The sequence below is a fragment of the Anaerosporobacter sp. genome (genome assembly GCF_965301125.1).
The window spans coordinates 1-16,085 of the sequence record NZ_CBDLAM010000082.1; the positions used below are offsets into that span (position 1 = coordinate 1).

The following is a 16,085-nucleotide window of genomic DNA, read 5'->3' on the forward strand; positions in this document are numbered from 1 at the left end:
CTAATAGAACATGATATCAATAGAGCTGAATATTATATACTCAAGTTATTAGAACAAAGTATTGATACCGATCAAACAATTAAAAAGAATGCGTCATTTATGGAAATTCTTATAGATTATAAGCTAAAAGAAGCGAGGACTAACGAAATACAAATAATACAAAAACTAACGGTATGTCATGATATACCTATTGAAGACTATGATTTAGCAATTGTCATTAATAATGCTATGAATAATGCAATAGAAGCATGTATAAAACTTCCTGCTAATAAAAGATATATAAAATGTATTATTACCATTAAGTTAAGTTATCTGAATTTTTATTTTGAAAATTCGTGTAGAGAAGATATAGAATGCGTTAATGATGAACTCTTAACAACAAAAGATGATAAAGCAGTACATGGCTTTGGATTACAAAACATAAAGCAAGTTGTAAATAAGTATAATGGAATATTTATGATTGGGGCAAATAAAGGTATATTTACCTTAAAATGTAGTTTGCTGATACCTGAAGATAGCATGAAACAATCATATAATACAATACAAGAAAGATGATAATAAAAAGAATGGCTTCTAATTATCTATGAAGCCATTCTTTTGCTAAATTGGAACATGATTTGAAATGTTATCTTAGATCGATTGAAACGGTTTCTTCACCAGCATTCACATAATTGACCTGCACTTTAGTTTTATTAGGGTAACAGATCGAACCGCTGGCTAGCGTATCATTAGCAAGCCATTGGTGTTTGCTACTTGTAGTCCCAATATAGGAGTTAGTCCACTTTACACCTAAAATGTAGGAACCACTGCTTAGGTTTTCAGGACTTTGTCCAATCGATGTTACTCGTTTCATAGTATTACCTATACCATTTGCTTTCCAACCAGTGGCTGTATTACAGTATGTTGTGATCGTCTTATATTGTCCTTTATCTGTTGTTCCGCTTACTTGAAGTACAACCTTATTGTCTGCACTAACATAGAATACCATCTTTACAGTTTGACCACCTTTAAATCTGTCAGTATCAGTTGGATGGCTAACTACTTTATTACAGCTGATAATTGGTGCCCAGTTATCATAAGTTGGGCTATGTTGTAATCCTGCATCAATTTCTGTACCATTACCAGAACCTCCTATGTATACATAAGCGGTATCATTACCATTTTCTTTAATATTACTTTTAGATGGGAGAGTAACGGTTGTTTCCATATAGGTATATGGTTGTGATTTCGTTCCTGCATTGGAACTTACTCTTCTGTAGGGGCCTGTGCCACCAGCTGCAAAAGCAGTTGCACCTAATTCAACTGCTAGAAGCAAACATATGGTACAGATACTAATAATTCGTTTACTTAATTTCTTCATTGGATTATCCTCCTTGAGATTATTATTATGAAAGTATTTGTGATCTTTCATAATTGGGATTATAAACATTAATTTTTAAATTACAATGGACAAGGAATGATTGGACTAAATATAGGAATATTTGGATATGCAAAGCTATTGAAAATATCGTTTGTAAATTATATACTGTATTTGTAAATAGCGCTAATTACATACGACAAAAAATAATATAATATGGATGAATAAGAATGGAGGAATTATCATGAAAAATTTATCAGTTATGGAACAAAAGCAAGTTATTGGAGGAATCTATTATAAAATTTTTAGAAAGGATGGCTCTTTGATAGCAAAGGTTACTTCATATAATACTTTGATGGATGAACTTGATAACAATAGTGATGCTTACAAATGGGTTAAATTTAATGATAGTGGAACTATACTAGAGACTAAATATCTCTAAGGACTATATAATACAGTGCATATAGTTGTGTGAAAAATCTACTATACATCTTATTTAAAGTTAAAAAGGAATGAACTAAATTATTAAGCATAGTGGAGTTAATAACTGCTATGCTTAATATATAGTAAAGGAATGGACTGAATATTGAAAAGATATTATTGTATAAAGCAACAAGATATACAGGATTGTGGTCCTGCTTGTCTTGCCACAATTTCCAAACAATATGGTTTGAAACTGCCAATTTCAAAGATTCGAGAATTGGCAGGAACTGATTTGCAAGGTTCTACTGTATTTGGTATTGTACAGGCAGCAGAAACTAAAATATTTAGAAAAGAGAAAATATGGACATACTAAAAAAATATCACTGTGTAAAACAACAAGATATACAAGACTGTGGTCCAGCCTGTCTAGCTACTGTGTGTAGACAGTATGGATTAAAATTGCCAATATCTAAGATTCGAGAGTCTGCAGGAACCGACTTAGAAGGTTCTTCTGTTTATGGTATTGTACAAGCTGCTACTAAATTAGGATTTAGTACAAGAGCAGTACAAGTCGAAAAAAAAGAAGAGATCTTTGATCATCTTCCTACGCCATTGATTGCACACGTAGTTATCAACGATGTTTTGCTACATTTCGTTGTAATACATAAAATTACTGAAAAATATATTCTAGTAGCCGATCCAGGCCGTGGAATAATGAAATATAAACCCGAAGAGTTCTTTAAGATCTGGACAGACGTCCTAGTTTTACTAACTCCAACTGCTAGATTCGAAAAGGGGGATCAAACAAAAGGACTTTTTCAAAGATTCTGGGGATTGATCAAAGTACAGAAAGGGTTACTAGTTAATATATTCATAGCCTCAATCCTGATTACGGTACTTGGTATAGCTGGTTCATTTTACTATGCGTTCTTAATAGATGATATACTACCGAATAACTTATCAGCCAACCTGCACGCCTTATCTATAGCCATGTTATTACTTTTAATCTTTAAGATTATTACGGAATTCTTTCGCCAACTACTCTTTATCTATATGGCGCAAAATATCGATGTTCCGTTATTACTAGGCTATTACAATCATGTAGTAAAACTTCCTATGAATTTCTTCGGAACAAGAAAAGTTGGCGACATCTTATCTAGATTCAATGATGGTGATAAGATAAGGAAAGCTATCTCATCAGTGACTTTGACATTAATGATCGATATATTAATGTCAGTGATTGGTGGCTTAATACTGTATCTACAGAATACAAAGCTATTCTTTACTTGTTTTATACCAATTATATTGTATTTGATTTTAGTATTTGGATTCAAGAAAACATTGAAAAAGGTAAATAGAGATGTTATGGAGGCGAATGCTAATATGTCTTCTTATCTAGTAGAATCCATGGAAGGTATAGAAACTGTTAAAGCATTCACTGGTGAAGGAATTGTACAGACAAAGACAGAGAATAACTTTATGAAGTTTATGAAATGCATCTTAAGGCATGGTGTAACGTATAACGTTATGCAAACATGTATGAGTACTGTAAGTGGTGTGTTTGGCATATGCCTACTATGGTTTGGAGGGTCTCTTGTATTGAAAGGTGAGTTATCGATCGGTGAATTGATCAGCTTTAATGCTTTACTTGCATACTTTATACAACCTGTATCTAGGCTAATCAACCTACAACCCCAGATACAAGAAGCAATCGTTGCCAGTGATCGTTTAGGTGAAATACTTGATATGGAATTAGAAAGATCAAGTGAAGATGATGAAAAACCAGAAACACTATATGGAGAAATTCTGATTAATAAGGTTAATTTCGCATATGGGCTGAAAGAAAATGTTTTAAACAATATTAATATGAAAATACATGCTGGAGAGAAAGTGGCATTAGTCGGAGAAAGTGGTTCAGGTAAAACTACAATTGCCAAGTTATTAATGGGATTTTATGATGTTGAAGAAGGTAATATCCAGCTAAATAATTACTATATTAATAGTATCAATAAAGAAGTATTAAGACATAAGATCAGTTACATATCCCAAGACTCGTTCTTCTTTTCAGGAACTATAAAAGAAAATTTAGAATTTGCAGCAGAAGAAGTCACGCAAGAAATGATCGTTGAGGCCTGTAAAAAGGCACATATACACGAATTTATAGAAAGTCTTCCAATGAAGTATAGAACACCTCTTGAAGAGAAAGCAACGAATCTATCGGGAGGACAAAGACAAAGATTATCAATTGCAAGAGCACTGATCAGAAATCCAGAAATCTTAATTATGGATGAAGCAACTTCGAATCTAGATTCGATCACGGAAAGTGCAATCCAACATACCTTAGATGAGTGTACTAAAAATGTTACAACTATCATAATTGCACACAGACTAAGTACCATAAAGAAATGTCAGAAAATATATGTTTTGGATAAGGGGAGTATTATTGAGTCAGGAAGTCATAAAGAGTTATTGAGGTTGAAAGGTAACTATTATAAGCTATGGAAAGAACAGAGTATTGCAGATGATGATGATGAAATTATAGAAAAACGAGATGGAGGGCAATGAAATGAGATATAAGATAGAAAATTTACAAGATATCAATGATACAAAAAGCTTTCTAAATGCATATCAATCTTCCTGCTCATTTAAACTGCTAAAATATAGCATGTATTTCATCGTAATCATTATATTAACGCTCATAATATGGTCAAAATTTGCTACAAAAGATATTGTTGTTCATGCATACGGAGTAATTGATACCAAGAATAATGTTTGTAATATCTATATTGAGAATACGTGTATTGGTAATATTAAAGAGGATAAAGAAGTACGTATTGAAATCATATCGTTGCCGAAAAATGAATATGGTGTAATAACATCAAAGATCAATAAGATGAGTGATGATGTTGTAGTAGATAATAATAGTGGTCGGAAATACTACGTTGCTAGTTGCTTGTTGGGAAAGAATTATTTGACAGATAAGTCGGGAGAAAAGGTGTCTATAAAAAACAATATGGAGGCGAACGTTACCATATTATGTAATAAGACAACATATTTTCGTTATATATTAGATAAGATACATTAACAAAGTAGTTTATGCTCTGAAAAATGAGTACGGTTGTTCTTCTTTCCAAACTTCATAAGTAAGCCTGATGATTGAAATGTTATTAACTTTTGATTATCACTATGAAAAAGGGGCTGTAAAAACGATTACTCGTTTTTTCACAGCCCCTTTTTTAAAATAAAGTTCACTATATGTCCAAATTTTTAATAATTTTTTTTACTCATTACTTATTTTAATTTTCCCTAAGCTTCACAGCATCCTTCGCACTACGTCTACGTTCTTCCTCAATCGCTGCGTAGTGCTTCTTTGTTGTATTAACATCTTTATGTCCTAATACATCAGCAACTAGATAGATATCTCCAGTTTCACGGTAAAGTGATGTACCATATGTACTACGTAGCTTATGAGGAGTGATTTTCTTCATCGTGGTTACGGTACTAGAATATTTCTTCACTAAAAGCTCAATGCTTCGAACACCCATTCGTTTCTTTTGAATGGATAAGAAGAGTGCATCTTCGTGACCAGTGGCAGCAGTGATCTCATTACGTAGTACAAGATAATCTTGAAGTGCAGTCGCAACTTCATCACCAAAGTAGACATAGGTTTCATAACCACCTTTTCGAGTGATTTTAATTCTCGTATTATTAAAATCAACATCTTTACGATCTAAACCAACACATTCCGATACACGGATTCCAGTACCTAGAAGAAGAGTCATAATAGCAAGATCCCTTTCTTTAGTTTTAGAATGGAATGCTTGTTGTTTATCCGTTAATTTATTACCAGATTCCACGGTGTCTAATAAGGTTGCCACCTCATCTACATCCAGCCTGACAATTGCCTTATCATGAAGTTTAGGCATCGACACTTGTAGAATTGGATTCTCATTAATCATTTTGTTCTTATGGAAATATCCATAGAAGGAACGTAGTGCGGCTAATTTACGCTTAATCCCACGTTCATTATTGGTATATTCTTTCCCATCCTTTATATATAGTTTAAGGTAATCAAGATATTCTTCAATATCAGTAGAATGTAGTTTGGTTAATAGGTCGAATTCAAAGTCACGAATCTCTTTTTGCTGATACAGCGGGTTGGTCTGGTGAATGAATTCAAAAAAGGTGCGTAGATCAACCGCATATGCAATACGAGTTCGTGGTGCAGTAGTATGTTCGATTCCTCGAAAATATGTAGCTACATAGGGAGGGAGATCCTTAATTAATTCGCGTAGCTTCTTTGTATTATCTATATTAAGTTGTTCATGATAGGTTCTTTCTTTCATCATCGTATCCATGCATATTCAACAAATCGCATGGCTCCTTCCTTAAAATAATATAATTATTATATAGATTTCTTTTATTATATCACAAGAAGAAAAAATTGCGAAATTTTTTTAAGTAATTACTTAAACTGAAAATTAAGTATGTATTAGCAAAAACCTTGTATTTTCAAGGCTTTTGAAGATGACAGGACTACTTAAATAATTTTTTTAAGTAAAATCCATAGGTAAAAGTGCATAAAATATTATAACATTTGTACATATTTTCGTGCAATTATACTTGACTGTAAACATATGATGAAGTAATATATAGTTAAAGATGGTAATAAATGGGCTGGCAAGGAGAAAGGATGAGAAACAGTGAATAAGAGAAAACGGATAATAAGTATGATATGCTCCATAATCATATGGGGATCTGGTCAATTCTTTATATGTAAACAAAGACTAAAAGGTTTATTGCTGTTTCTGTTACAGTTGATTTTTGTTGGAGTAGAAATTTTCAGTGGATATCTACTAGAAGCAATAGCTGGACAGATTAAGCATTTTTCAATTCGCCTACATGGAGGGTTCTTTTCAAAAGGTATATGGGGACTGATTACATTAGGTGAAAAACAAGGTGGTAGAAATGGCGACCATTCAACTATGTTATTAATAACCGGTATTATAGCACTAATGGTACTCATGGTAGTGGTTGCTATCTATATTTTCAACATTCGCGATGCGTATAAGACAGGTAAATTATTAGATGAAACAGGACATTGTCCAACTACAAAGGAATATTTTAAAAATACATATTCAAAATTCTTTGCCTATGTAATACTAATCCCCATTGTAATATATATCATGTTTATCGTAGTAATGCCTATTATATTTGCCATATTAACAGCATTTACAAATTATAATTCAAATCATTTACCACCAGGAAACCTAATTAGTTGGGTTGGTTTTAGTAACTTTAAGAAGTTATTCCAGATACCAATATGGTCCAGTACATTCTTCTCCGTACTAAGATGGACAGTGATCTGGGCTGTGCTTGCCACATTCTCCACATATTTCTTTGGTATGTTCCAAGCAATCTTATTAAATAGTAAGTATACCAAGTGTAAAACTCTTTATAGAGGAATTATGATTTTACCTTGGGCAATCCCACAATTAATTTCTTTATTAGTATTTCGTAATTTATTAAATGGACAATTTGGCCCAGTAAGTAAGTTTTTAGTTGACATAGGATTAACTGACCATAGAATTGCATTTTTATCAGACCCGCTAATTGCGAAGGTTACCATCTTAGTAGTAAATCTATGGCTTGGATTTCCGATGTTCATGATTATGATTCAAGGTATGTTATCGAATATAGATAAGAGCTTGAATGAAGCAGCAGAGATTGATGGTGCCAGTGGATTTAAGATATTTAGATACATTACATTGCCACTTGTTTTACGAGCAACAGCGCCACTTATTGTTATGAATCTTGCAGGTAACTTCAACGGATTTGGTATCATCTACTTCTTAACTGAGGGAGGACCTGTTAACACCAATTATCAGTTTGCAGGAGATACCGATATCTTGATTTCATGGATCTATAAGCTGACCTTGAATCAGAAGTTATACGATATGGCAGCGGTTATGAACATTATGATCTTTATATTAATTGCAGCGGTTTCTATATGGAACTTTAAAAGAACGCAAGCTTTCAAGGAGGTGTAAGAACATGTGGAAAAGACGAGTAAAAGCAATACTAATTAATGCAGAACTAATACTAGTATCCCTCCTAGTTCTTATACCAGTTGTTTGGATTGTAATGTCCTCCTTTAATAAAGGGCAGAACTTATCAACAGCTAGTTTTATACCTAAAGAGCTAACATTATCGAACTATACAAGATTATTCAAAGAAACTGATTTTGGTAGCTGGTTTGTGAACAGTCTAACCGTAGCTACGTTAAATGCTTTCATTTCGGTTATCTTAATTTTATTAACCGCTTGGGTTCTATCAAGATTTAAATTCAAGGGAAAGAAGACAGGGTTACTTACGTTATTAGTATTATCTATGTTCCCAAGTTTCTTATCAATGACTGCAGTATACACTTTATTCATTGTATTAGGACTTGTAAATAAACCAATTGCTTTAGTAATTCTCTATGCAGCAGGTGCGATTCCTTACAATGTATGGTTGGTAAAAGGGTATATTGATGGGATACCTGCATCTTTAGATGAAGCAGCATATATAGACGGTAGTAGTAAGATGAATACATTTATACGAATTATTATACCAATGTCTAAACCAATTATCGTTTATTGTGCCGTATCGCAATTTATGATGCCATGGATGGATTATATTATTCCTAACCTATTATTAACTGGTAATAAGAACAAGACAGTTGCTGTGGGCTTATATTCCATGATTTCAAACGATCAGAATGCAAACTTTACATTGTTCGCAGCAGGAGCAGTATTAGTTGCAGTGCCTATTACGGTTATGTATCTATTATTCCAGAAGTTCTTAGTACAAGGAATTGTAGCAGGAGCATCGAAGGAGTAAAACGTTGTCAGTTAAAATAAATAGAAAAGAGAGATGAGTTTATGAAGAAAAATATGAGCAAGAAAATCCTTGCAGTGATCTTATCTGTAGTAATGATTGGTAGCTTAACTGGTTGTAAGAAAGATATACCAGAAGATGATGAAGTGTTATTTATTGGTAGTGGAGCTACTACTGTAGATGAAATGGTACCAGAAGAGGGTGCCGAACTAGTGTTCTGGACTAGTAATAAAGAATATGGGGATGCAATTGCCAAAGCTTTTGAAGCAAAATATGGTGTTCCTGTAACTGTTGCACAAGAAGGTATGGGTACAGTTGACAAAATTGCACTAAGTGGTCCTTCTGGAGAAGGAGCAGATGTATTTATAACCGGCCATGATAATTTCCAAAAAGGATTATCATCGGGTGTATTCATGGAACTTGAAGATGCAGTAGTAGATAATGTTAAAAGCAAAGTAGCAGAATCAGGTACGAAAACAGTTATAAATGATGGAAAGATGTATGGTGTTCCAATATCAATTGAAGTTAACTGTTTATTCTATAACAAAGATTTAGTTGAAACTCCAGCAACAACATTAGAAGAGATTATGGAAGGTGCAAAGACGTTCAATGATCCTGCTAATAATAAATTCTACTTACTATGTACGATTGGAGATGGGTATTATGAATTTCCATTTCTTTCAGCTCAAGGATTTCAATTGTTTGGTGTTAATGGAGATGATGAAGGTAATCCAGGATTCGATACAGATGAATACGAAAAAGGTCTAGAATTAATTGCCTCTTTACATGATGTTATGCCAATTTCATCAACGGATCTAAATAATAAGAGCTCCTTAAAGGCTAGCTTTATGGAAGGTAATGTAGCTTATTTTATGACTGGGCCTTGGGATGTATCGCAGATTAAGGAAAGTGGAATGAACTTCGGTGTTACAACATTACCAACCTATCAAGGAAATCAACTGAAACCGTTTGCAGGTGTACAATGTGCCTTTGTATCAACTTTTACAAAATATCCAATTGCTTCAGAATTACTAGCAAACTTCTTAATTAGTGATGAAGGTGCAAGTATTTTATATAAGGAATTCAATGGTATTACTACACTTAGTAACATTGATAATGTAGAAGGATTATCAGATGATCCATATCTACCAGCTTTCGTAAAACAATTTGAGTCTTCCGTACCAATGCCTAGCGTTTCTAGAATCTCTTACTTTTGGTCAATTACTCAAGAAATCGATCGTGCAGTATTTGACGGTCAGTTGACACCAGCAGATGCACGTAAAAAATCAATTGAGAACTGGAATGCTCTACTAGCAACGGAGTAAGACAGAAAGGAGCATTACATGAACAGAGAAGCACTATATCATTGCTCTAAGAGCAATTACGCATTTCCATACACTACAACAGATATCAGAATTCGATTCCGAACAGCAAAAGATGATGTAAATGAGGTAAGACTCTTTTACGGGGTGAAATTTGATTGGGCGAATAAAACATATCGAATCATGGATAAGATTGGATCGGATGAATATTTTGACTATTATCAATATAACATTAAACAAGATGATATTCGGTTAGGGTATTACTTTGAAGTTATAACAGATGATGAAGATATCTTCTATACAGAAGCAGGTATTTTAGATACTTTTGATGATAATCGAGCACATTGTTTGTTCTTCCAATATCCTAGTGCACATTATGTAGATTTACCACACAAACCAAGTTGGTTTAGTGACGCTATATTTTATCAAATCTTTGTAGAACGATTTGATAATGGTAATCCAGAGATTTCGCCAAATGATATTGTTCCATGGGATTCGGATCCAACTCCAAAGTCATTTTACGGTGGTGATTTAGAGGGTATTCGTAAGCATCTATCATATCTACAAGAGCTAGGTATTAATGCAATTTATTTGACACCTATATTTGAGTCCATATCCAATCATAAATACGACACGATTGATTATATGGAGATTGATGCACATTTTGGTGATAAAGAGACATTTCGTAAGTTAGTGAATGAAGCACATGAAAAAGGGATTCGAATCATTCTTGATGCTGTGTTTAATCACTGTAGTGAGAAATTTGCTCCTTTTATGGATGTATTAGAACATGGAGAAAAGTCAAAATACAAAGATTGGTTCAGAATTTATGAGTTTCCTGTTAGCCAGACGAAGCCAAATTATGAGATGTTTGCAAATGTACCTTATATGCCAAGATTTAATACAGCGAATAAAGAGGTTCAAGAATATCTCTTTGATGTAGTAAGGTACTGGACAACGGAGTTTCAGATTGATGGATGGAGACTTGATGTAGCAGATGAACCAGATCATTGTTTTTGGAGAGAGTTCAGAAAAGCAGTAAAAGATATGGATCAGGATCTAGTTATTATAGGAGAGGTATGGCATGACTCCATGCCATGGTTACTAGGAGATCAATTTGATACGGTTATGAATTATCCCGTTATGCATCAAGCAATTAATTATTTTGCTAAAGGCGATATTGATGCAAAAGCATTCTCAGAGGTCCTCACCATGCAGCTTATGAAATATCCAGATTTGATTAATGAAATGATGTTTAATCTACTTGATAGTCATGATACTGAGCGATTCCTCTTTATGTCTAAGGAAAATAAACAAAATCTAATGAATGCAGCAGCATTTATATTCGGGTACCTAGGATCTCCATGTATCTATTATGGAACAGAGATTGGATTAACAGGAGGATATGATCCAGGTTGTAGAAAAGGATTCAACTGGAATAGTAACGAGTGGAATTATGATATACATAATTGGTATAAGAAGCTGATAGAAATCAGAAAGAGTGAACCCGCACTTCGTTATGGAACGATTTCATTCCTAAGTTCAAAGGAACTGTTTGTTATGAAACGTAGTTATCAAGATACAGAGATCTACGTGGTAATAAATCAAACAAATGAGGAACAGTTATTACCTACAGATATCATGCAATCTAACGGTGTTGATCTTTTATCAAATCAATCTATGGATTGTAATAAGATATTGCCTTATACGGCATATTATTTTAAATTTAGTAAAGGAGAATGTGTATGAAAAAGAATTTGGAGAAGGTTTTAAGTTTCGTATTAGTTTTTGCTTTCGTTATTATTGGGTGTGCATTACCTAGTAAACTTGCTAAGGCAGCAGATGCGACGGATACATCATCAGATGCAGGAAATGTAGTTAAAGTTTACTATTATGATGAAAATTCTTGGGGTAGCGTTAATATTTGGTCATGGACTGTAGAAACTACCAAGGATTTAGCTAAGAATGCATGGCCAGGTGATCCAATGACAGATGAAGGTGATGGTTGGTTTTCAGCAGAAATAACATCAGATGAGAGCATTGGAGTATTATTCACAAATAATTCAGGCGCACAAACAGCAGATTGTAAAGATCTTGAACCTGGTAAAACATATTGGCTTACAAATGGTAGCCAAAATCTACTCAATGACTCTGGCATGGGTGGTGGTGTAAATGTAGTTGCATCTACAGAGCCACAAGCTGGTTGGCCAGAAGGTCCTGAAGCTGAAACAACTTCAGCACCAGCTGTAGCAAACGAAGACAGCGATAGCAACAATGTAGTTCTATATGTAGTCATTGCTGTAGTAGTAGTTGTGGTAGTAATTGCTGGTGTTGTAATTATTAGTAAGAGGAAAAAGGGGAAAGAATAATCCTATTAGCATCAGATATAAATTATATGTAATGAAAGGAGGGACTCTTTAATCCGCATCAGGATTTAGTAAGATCTGATTACAAGGAGTACCCACATACACAAGACGAAGGAGTTGTTCTAATGTTTTAACAGCAGTGATAGCCTTCGTCTTGTTTTTTATTGAAATTGTCATTGTATCGGGTAAAAGAAGTTTTGATTTATCGAGTGAAGTAACCACTACAATTTGATCATTACGGATATATCTCTCTACCTCAAGACCGAGAATCTCTCCTAGGACAATCCCTTTTTCGTTCTGATGCTGAAGAAGAAACTCTCGTAAATTGTTTTTCATATCATTGATGAATATCCTATCGGGTCTAATTGTATTCGTAATAATATCTTTAATTTCTTCATTCAAAATATCTTCCATTATTAAGAAGATATCTTCTTCTTGTAACATGCGCTTAGCTCTAGAAATAATTACTTCATAATTGGGATATATTTTACAAAAAAGAGGATCATTAATCTCACAATCGAGAAATATAATTGGTACATAATAATTTCTTGTGACACGTCGAACCTCTTCGGACCGAATATCAATTATGAAGGCAGCATCAAGAGAACGTTTGGATATAATATCCGCTTCCTCCTCGAATGCTTTTGTTGTTGCTATGATGGTGTCATAACCTAATAATGACAACTGCATCTGTAGCTCGATTGCCAAATCATAATAAAGCATTTTCTTACTAGGAGCGTTGCGTTTGTTCCAGTTAATTATTATACCAATCAAATTACTCTTAGGATGATGCGCTGAACATCTATTAATATTAGGGGCATAATTAAGTTTTTTCGCTGCCTCTAAAACCTTGATGCGGGTATCGTGTTTAATATGTTCTTTTTCAGAGTTATTAATTACGTAAGATACGGTGGCAACAGATACGCCACATAAATCTGCTATATCTTGCATAGTTGCTTTTTTCTTTCCCATGATACACCTCCATAATGATATTCTTACCATTAATTGTATCATGTGAAAAATGGAAAAGCAATAAACAGATACATCTATTGTCCCTATATGAGGGCTGAAAGGAGTAAATATGATGAATTTACAATGGAATAAAAACAAACACTCATTTGTACAAAAACTAACTAGTTTACTCTTCGTATTTATTTTTGTATTTGGAATTATATCCACTAATATACCGGTAAGAGCTGCGACAACTTCTACAGATGCAGAAGTAACGAATACAGCTAGCTTTTCAACAGATGTTATCTATCAAATTGTGACCGATCGTTTCTTTGATGGAGATACCAGTAATAATCCAACTGGAAGTATATTTGATAAGTCAAATTTACAGAAGTATCATGGTGGTGACTGGGCAGGCATTACGCAGAAACTAAATGATGGTTATTTTACAGGAATGGGAGTTACCGCATTATGGATTTCATCACCTGTAGAGAATATCACTACAATTGACCCTTCTAATAATTGTGCTTCTTATCATGGATATTGGGCAAAGGATTTCTTCAAAACTAATACATATTTTGGTTCTGTAAGTGATTTTCAAACTATGATTAACACAGCACATGCAAAAGGAATTAAGATTGTAATTGATTTTGCTCCAAACCATACATCAACAGCAGAATATGGGACTATGACATTTCCTGAAGATGGTGCGTTATACAAAAATGGAACATACTTAGGAGGATTCAAGAACGATTCATTAGGATTATTCAATCATGAAAGTTGGACAGATTTTAGTACATACGAAAGTTGCGTATATCACAGTATGTATGGATTAGCAGATTTAAACCAACAAAATTCAGTAGTTGATAGTTATATGAAAGAAGCTATTCAAAAATGGCTTGATCTAGGAGTAGATGGTATCCGTGTTGATGCTGTTAAACATATGTCACTTGGTTGGCAAAAGAATTGGTTAAGTTCAATCTATTCCTACAAACCAGTTTTTGTATTTGGTGAGTGGTTCAATGGTGGAGTTACAGCAGATACTCAAATGACCCAATTTGCTAATACAAGTGGTATGAGCTTGTTAGACTTTAGATTTGCTAATGCAGTGCGTAATGCACTTGGAAGTAAATCCGCAACTATGAAAGATTTAAGTAGTGTTATAACTGCAACAGGCAGCGATTATAAGGAAGTAAATGATCAAGTAACATTTATTGATAACCATGATATGAGTCGTTTTATGACATTATCAACTAATAATGGACGTGCTGTAGAAAATGCATATGTATTACTTCTTACTTCACGTGGGGTACCAACAATCTATTATGGTTCAGAACAATATGCAACAGGAACAACAGATCCTTATAATCGTGGGGATATGCCTTCCTTTAATACAAATTCAACTGCATATAAAGTAATTAGTTACCTCTCACCATTACGTAAAACAAATCCTGCATTAGCGTATGGAACAACAAAAGAACGTTGGTTGAATGATGATGTATTTATCTATGAACGTCAATTTGGAAATAACGTTGTAGTAACAGCTGTAAATCGTAATCAAAGCAGTAGTTATAGTATCTCAGGTTTATATACAAATCTTCCACAAGGAACTTATTCAGATGTAATGAAAGGAACTCTTGGTGGAGGCAGTATTACAGTAGCTTCCTCAGGTGCAGTTAATACATTTACATTAGGCGCAGGTCAATCTGCTGTATGGCAATATACAGCAAGTAGTTCTTCCACACCTATAATTGGTAATGTTGATCCTATGATGGGTGTAGCAGGTAATACAGTAACAATAACAGGTAGAGGCTTTGGAAGTTCACAAGGTAGCGTAACATTTGGAACAACTACAGCAAAAGTTGTATCTTGGACAGATTCACAGATTAAAGTGTACATTCCTAGTGTAACTGCAGGGGAATATGCAATTAAAGTTACTACATCTTCTGGAACTTCCAGCAGTTCCTATAGTGGATTTGAAGTATTAACAGGTAAGCAAATATCTGTTAGATTCAAAGTAAATAACGCTACAACAGATTATGGGAGCAATGTATACATTGTTGGTAGTGTAGCTGAACTTGGAAATTGGAATACTTCTAAGGCTATTGGTCCTTTCTTTAATAACACTAGTACAATTGGCGTGTATCCTACATGGTTCTATGACATTAATGTACCAGCTGGAACAACAATTGAGTACAAATTTATTAAGAAAGATGCAAGCGGAAATGTAATCTGGGAAAGTGGAAGTAATCATAAGGTTGTCACTCCTTCAGATGGTACACAGGTTTATAGTGTGGATTGGCAAAGTTAATGTAGGATTTTACAATATTTTCATATGAGATTTTGAAACTTGACAACATGGTAAATATTGTATTTCTCAAGCTGCTTGAGTTACATGAGCATGGTTAAATTAGGAAATAAGTGCGTAGGAGAGTGCAGTAATTGTCAGATAGTGATACCTGATTAATTTAGTAAACCAACAAATTCTATTCAAATTAATATGATAGAGTTTGTTGGTTTTCTTTATTATAGTTGATTTTGAAAGATTTCTATTATAAGTTCTATAATATTGCAGAACGGATTGTGGTAAATTGTTCAGCGAAAGTTGGAGGAAGTTAGATTGATTATGTGACGTATGGATTTGTAGAACATATATATAATTTTATTATTAATTATTGTTAATAAATTAACAAATTGTTATGTGAATAAATTGAATAATAAATGATTAAGAGGATAATTAGTGTAATTAATATAGATAAATACATGAATAGAAAATTATAGCATGAT

General features: G+C 33.6%; 14 protein-coding genes. 11 read left to right on the top strand and 3 right to left on the bottom strand.

Annotated features, from left to right (window positions below; genetic code table 11):
- Positions 1 to 555 (top strand): ATP-binding protein (locus tag ACW2QF_RS10405; protein ID WP_455715938.1); only part of this gene is annotated, 555 nt, incomplete at its 5' end.
- A 70-nt stretch (positions 556 to 625) separates the two neighbouring features.
- Here the strand turns inward: ACW2QF_RS10405 and ACW2QF_RS10410 are convergent.
- Positions 626 to 1,360 (bottom strand): hypothetical protein, encoded by a 735-nt coding sequence (locus ACW2QF_RS10410; protein WP_455715939.1) that lies wholly within the window; start codon positions 1,358 to 1,360, stop codon positions 626 to 628.
- A 241-nt stretch (positions 1,361 to 1,601) separates the two neighbouring features.
- Between ACW2QF_RS10410 and ACW2QF_RS10415 the strand changes: the two genes are divergently transcribed.
- The 4 genes from ACW2QF_RS10415 to ACW2QF_RS10430 all read left to right on the top strand — a co-directional run bounded on the left by ACW2QF_RS10415 (position 1,602) and on the right by ACW2QF_RS10430 (position 4,865).
- Complete coding sequence (locus ACW2QF_RS10415) at positions 1,602 to 1,799, top strand: hypothetical protein (RefSeq protein WP_455715940.1); 198 nt, start codon at positions 1,602 to 1,604, stop codon at positions 1,797 to 1,799.
- 144 nt (positions 1,800 to 1,943) lie between these two features.
- The gene (locus tag ACW2QF_RS10420; protein WP_455715941.1) at positions 1,944 to 2,153 is read left to right on the top strand and encodes a cysteine peptidase family C39 domain-containing protein; all 210 of its coding nucleotides are present in this window, start codon (positions 1,944 to 1,946) and stop codon (positions 2,151 to 2,153) included.
- Positions 2,141 to 4,345 carry a peptidase domain-containing ABC transporter gene (locus ACW2QF_RS10425; RefSeq protein WP_455715942.1) on the top strand — a complete coding sequence of 735 codons (2,205 nt, stop codon included), beginning with the start codon at positions 2,141 to 2,143 and terminating at the stop codon, positions 4,343 to 4,345. Before ACW2QF_RS10420 ends, ACW2QF_RS10425 begins: the two co-directional genes overlap by 13 nt.
- 1 nt (position 4,346) lies before the next feature.
- Positions 4,347 to 4,865 carry a hypothetical protein gene (locus tag ACW2QF_RS10430; RefSeq protein WP_455715943.1) on the top strand — a complete coding sequence of 173 codons (519 nt, stop codon included), beginning with the start codon at positions 4,347 to 4,349 and terminating at the stop codon, positions 4,863 to 4,865.
- Between the two features lie 211 nt (positions 4,866 to 5,076).
- Here the strand turns inward: ACW2QF_RS10430 and ACW2QF_RS10435 are convergent, their stop codons facing one another.
- Positions 5,077 to 6,126: a tyrosine-type recombinase/integrase gene (locus ACW2QF_RS10435; protein ID WP_455715951.1), complete on the bottom strand. Its 1,050-nt coding sequence runs from the start codon at positions 6,124 to 6,126 to the stop codon at positions 5,077 to 5,079.
- 357 nt (positions 6,127 to 6,483) lie between these two features.
- Here ACW2QF_RS10435 and ACW2QF_RS10440 point away from each other — a divergent pair, with 357 nt between their 5' ends.
- From ACW2QF_RS10440 to ACW2QF_RS10460, 5 genes are read left to right on the top strand one after another with little or no spacing between them, the layout of a single operon-like run.
- A complete protein-coding gene (locus tag ACW2QF_RS10440) occupies positions 6,484 to 7,830 on the top strand; it encodes a carbohydrate ABC transporter permease (protein ID WP_455715944.1) in 1,347 nt (448 codons plus the stop codon).
- A gap of 4 nt (positions 7,831 to 7,834) precedes the next feature.
- Complete coding sequence (locus ACW2QF_RS10445; protein WP_455715945.1) at positions 7,835 to 8,662, top strand: sugar ABC transporter permease; 828 nt, start codon at positions 7,835 to 7,837, stop codon at positions 8,660 to 8,662.
- A 41-nt stretch (positions 8,663 to 8,703) separates the two neighbouring features.
- Complete coding sequence (locus tag ACW2QF_RS10450) at positions 8,704 to 9,984, top strand: sugar ABC transporter substrate-binding protein (RefSeq protein WP_455715946.1); 1,281 nt, start codon at positions 8,704 to 8,706, stop codon at positions 9,982 to 9,984.
- 18 nt (positions 9,985 to 10,002) lie between these two features.
- Positions 10,003 to 11,730 (top strand): glycoside hydrolase family 13 protein, encoded by a 1,728-nt coding sequence (locus ACW2QF_RS10455; RefSeq protein ID WP_455715947.1) that lies wholly within the window; start codon positions 10,003 to 10,005, stop codon positions 11,728 to 11,730.
- Positions 11,727 to 12,350: a starch-binding protein gene (locus ACW2QF_RS10460; protein WP_455715948.1), complete on the top strand. Its 624-nt coding sequence runs from the start codon at positions 11,727 to 11,729 to the stop codon at positions 12,348 to 12,350. The genes ACW2QF_RS10455 and ACW2QF_RS10460 overlap by 4 nt, the downstream gene beginning before the upstream one ends.
- A gap of 48 nt (positions 12,351 to 12,398) precedes the next feature.
- Here the strand turns inward: ACW2QF_RS10460 and ACW2QF_RS10465 are convergent, their stop codons facing one another.
- Positions 12,399 to 13,319, bottom strand: coding sequence for a LacI family DNA-binding transcriptional regulator (locus ACW2QF_RS10465; RefSeq protein WP_455715949.1), 921 nt, complete (start codon positions 13,317 to 13,319; stop codon positions 12,399 to 12,401).
- A gap of 109 nt (positions 13,320 to 13,428) precedes the next feature.
- Between ACW2QF_RS10465 and ACW2QF_RS10470 the strand changes: the two genes are divergently transcribed.
- Positions 13,429 to 15,609 carry an alpha-amylase family glycosyl hydrolase gene (locus tag ACW2QF_RS10470; protein WP_455715950.1) on the top strand — a complete coding sequence of 727 codons (2,181 nt, stop codon included), beginning with the start codon at positions 13,429 to 13,431 and terminating at the stop codon, positions 15,607 to 15,609.
- The last annotated feature ends 476 nt before the right edge of the window (positions 15,610 to 16,085 follow it).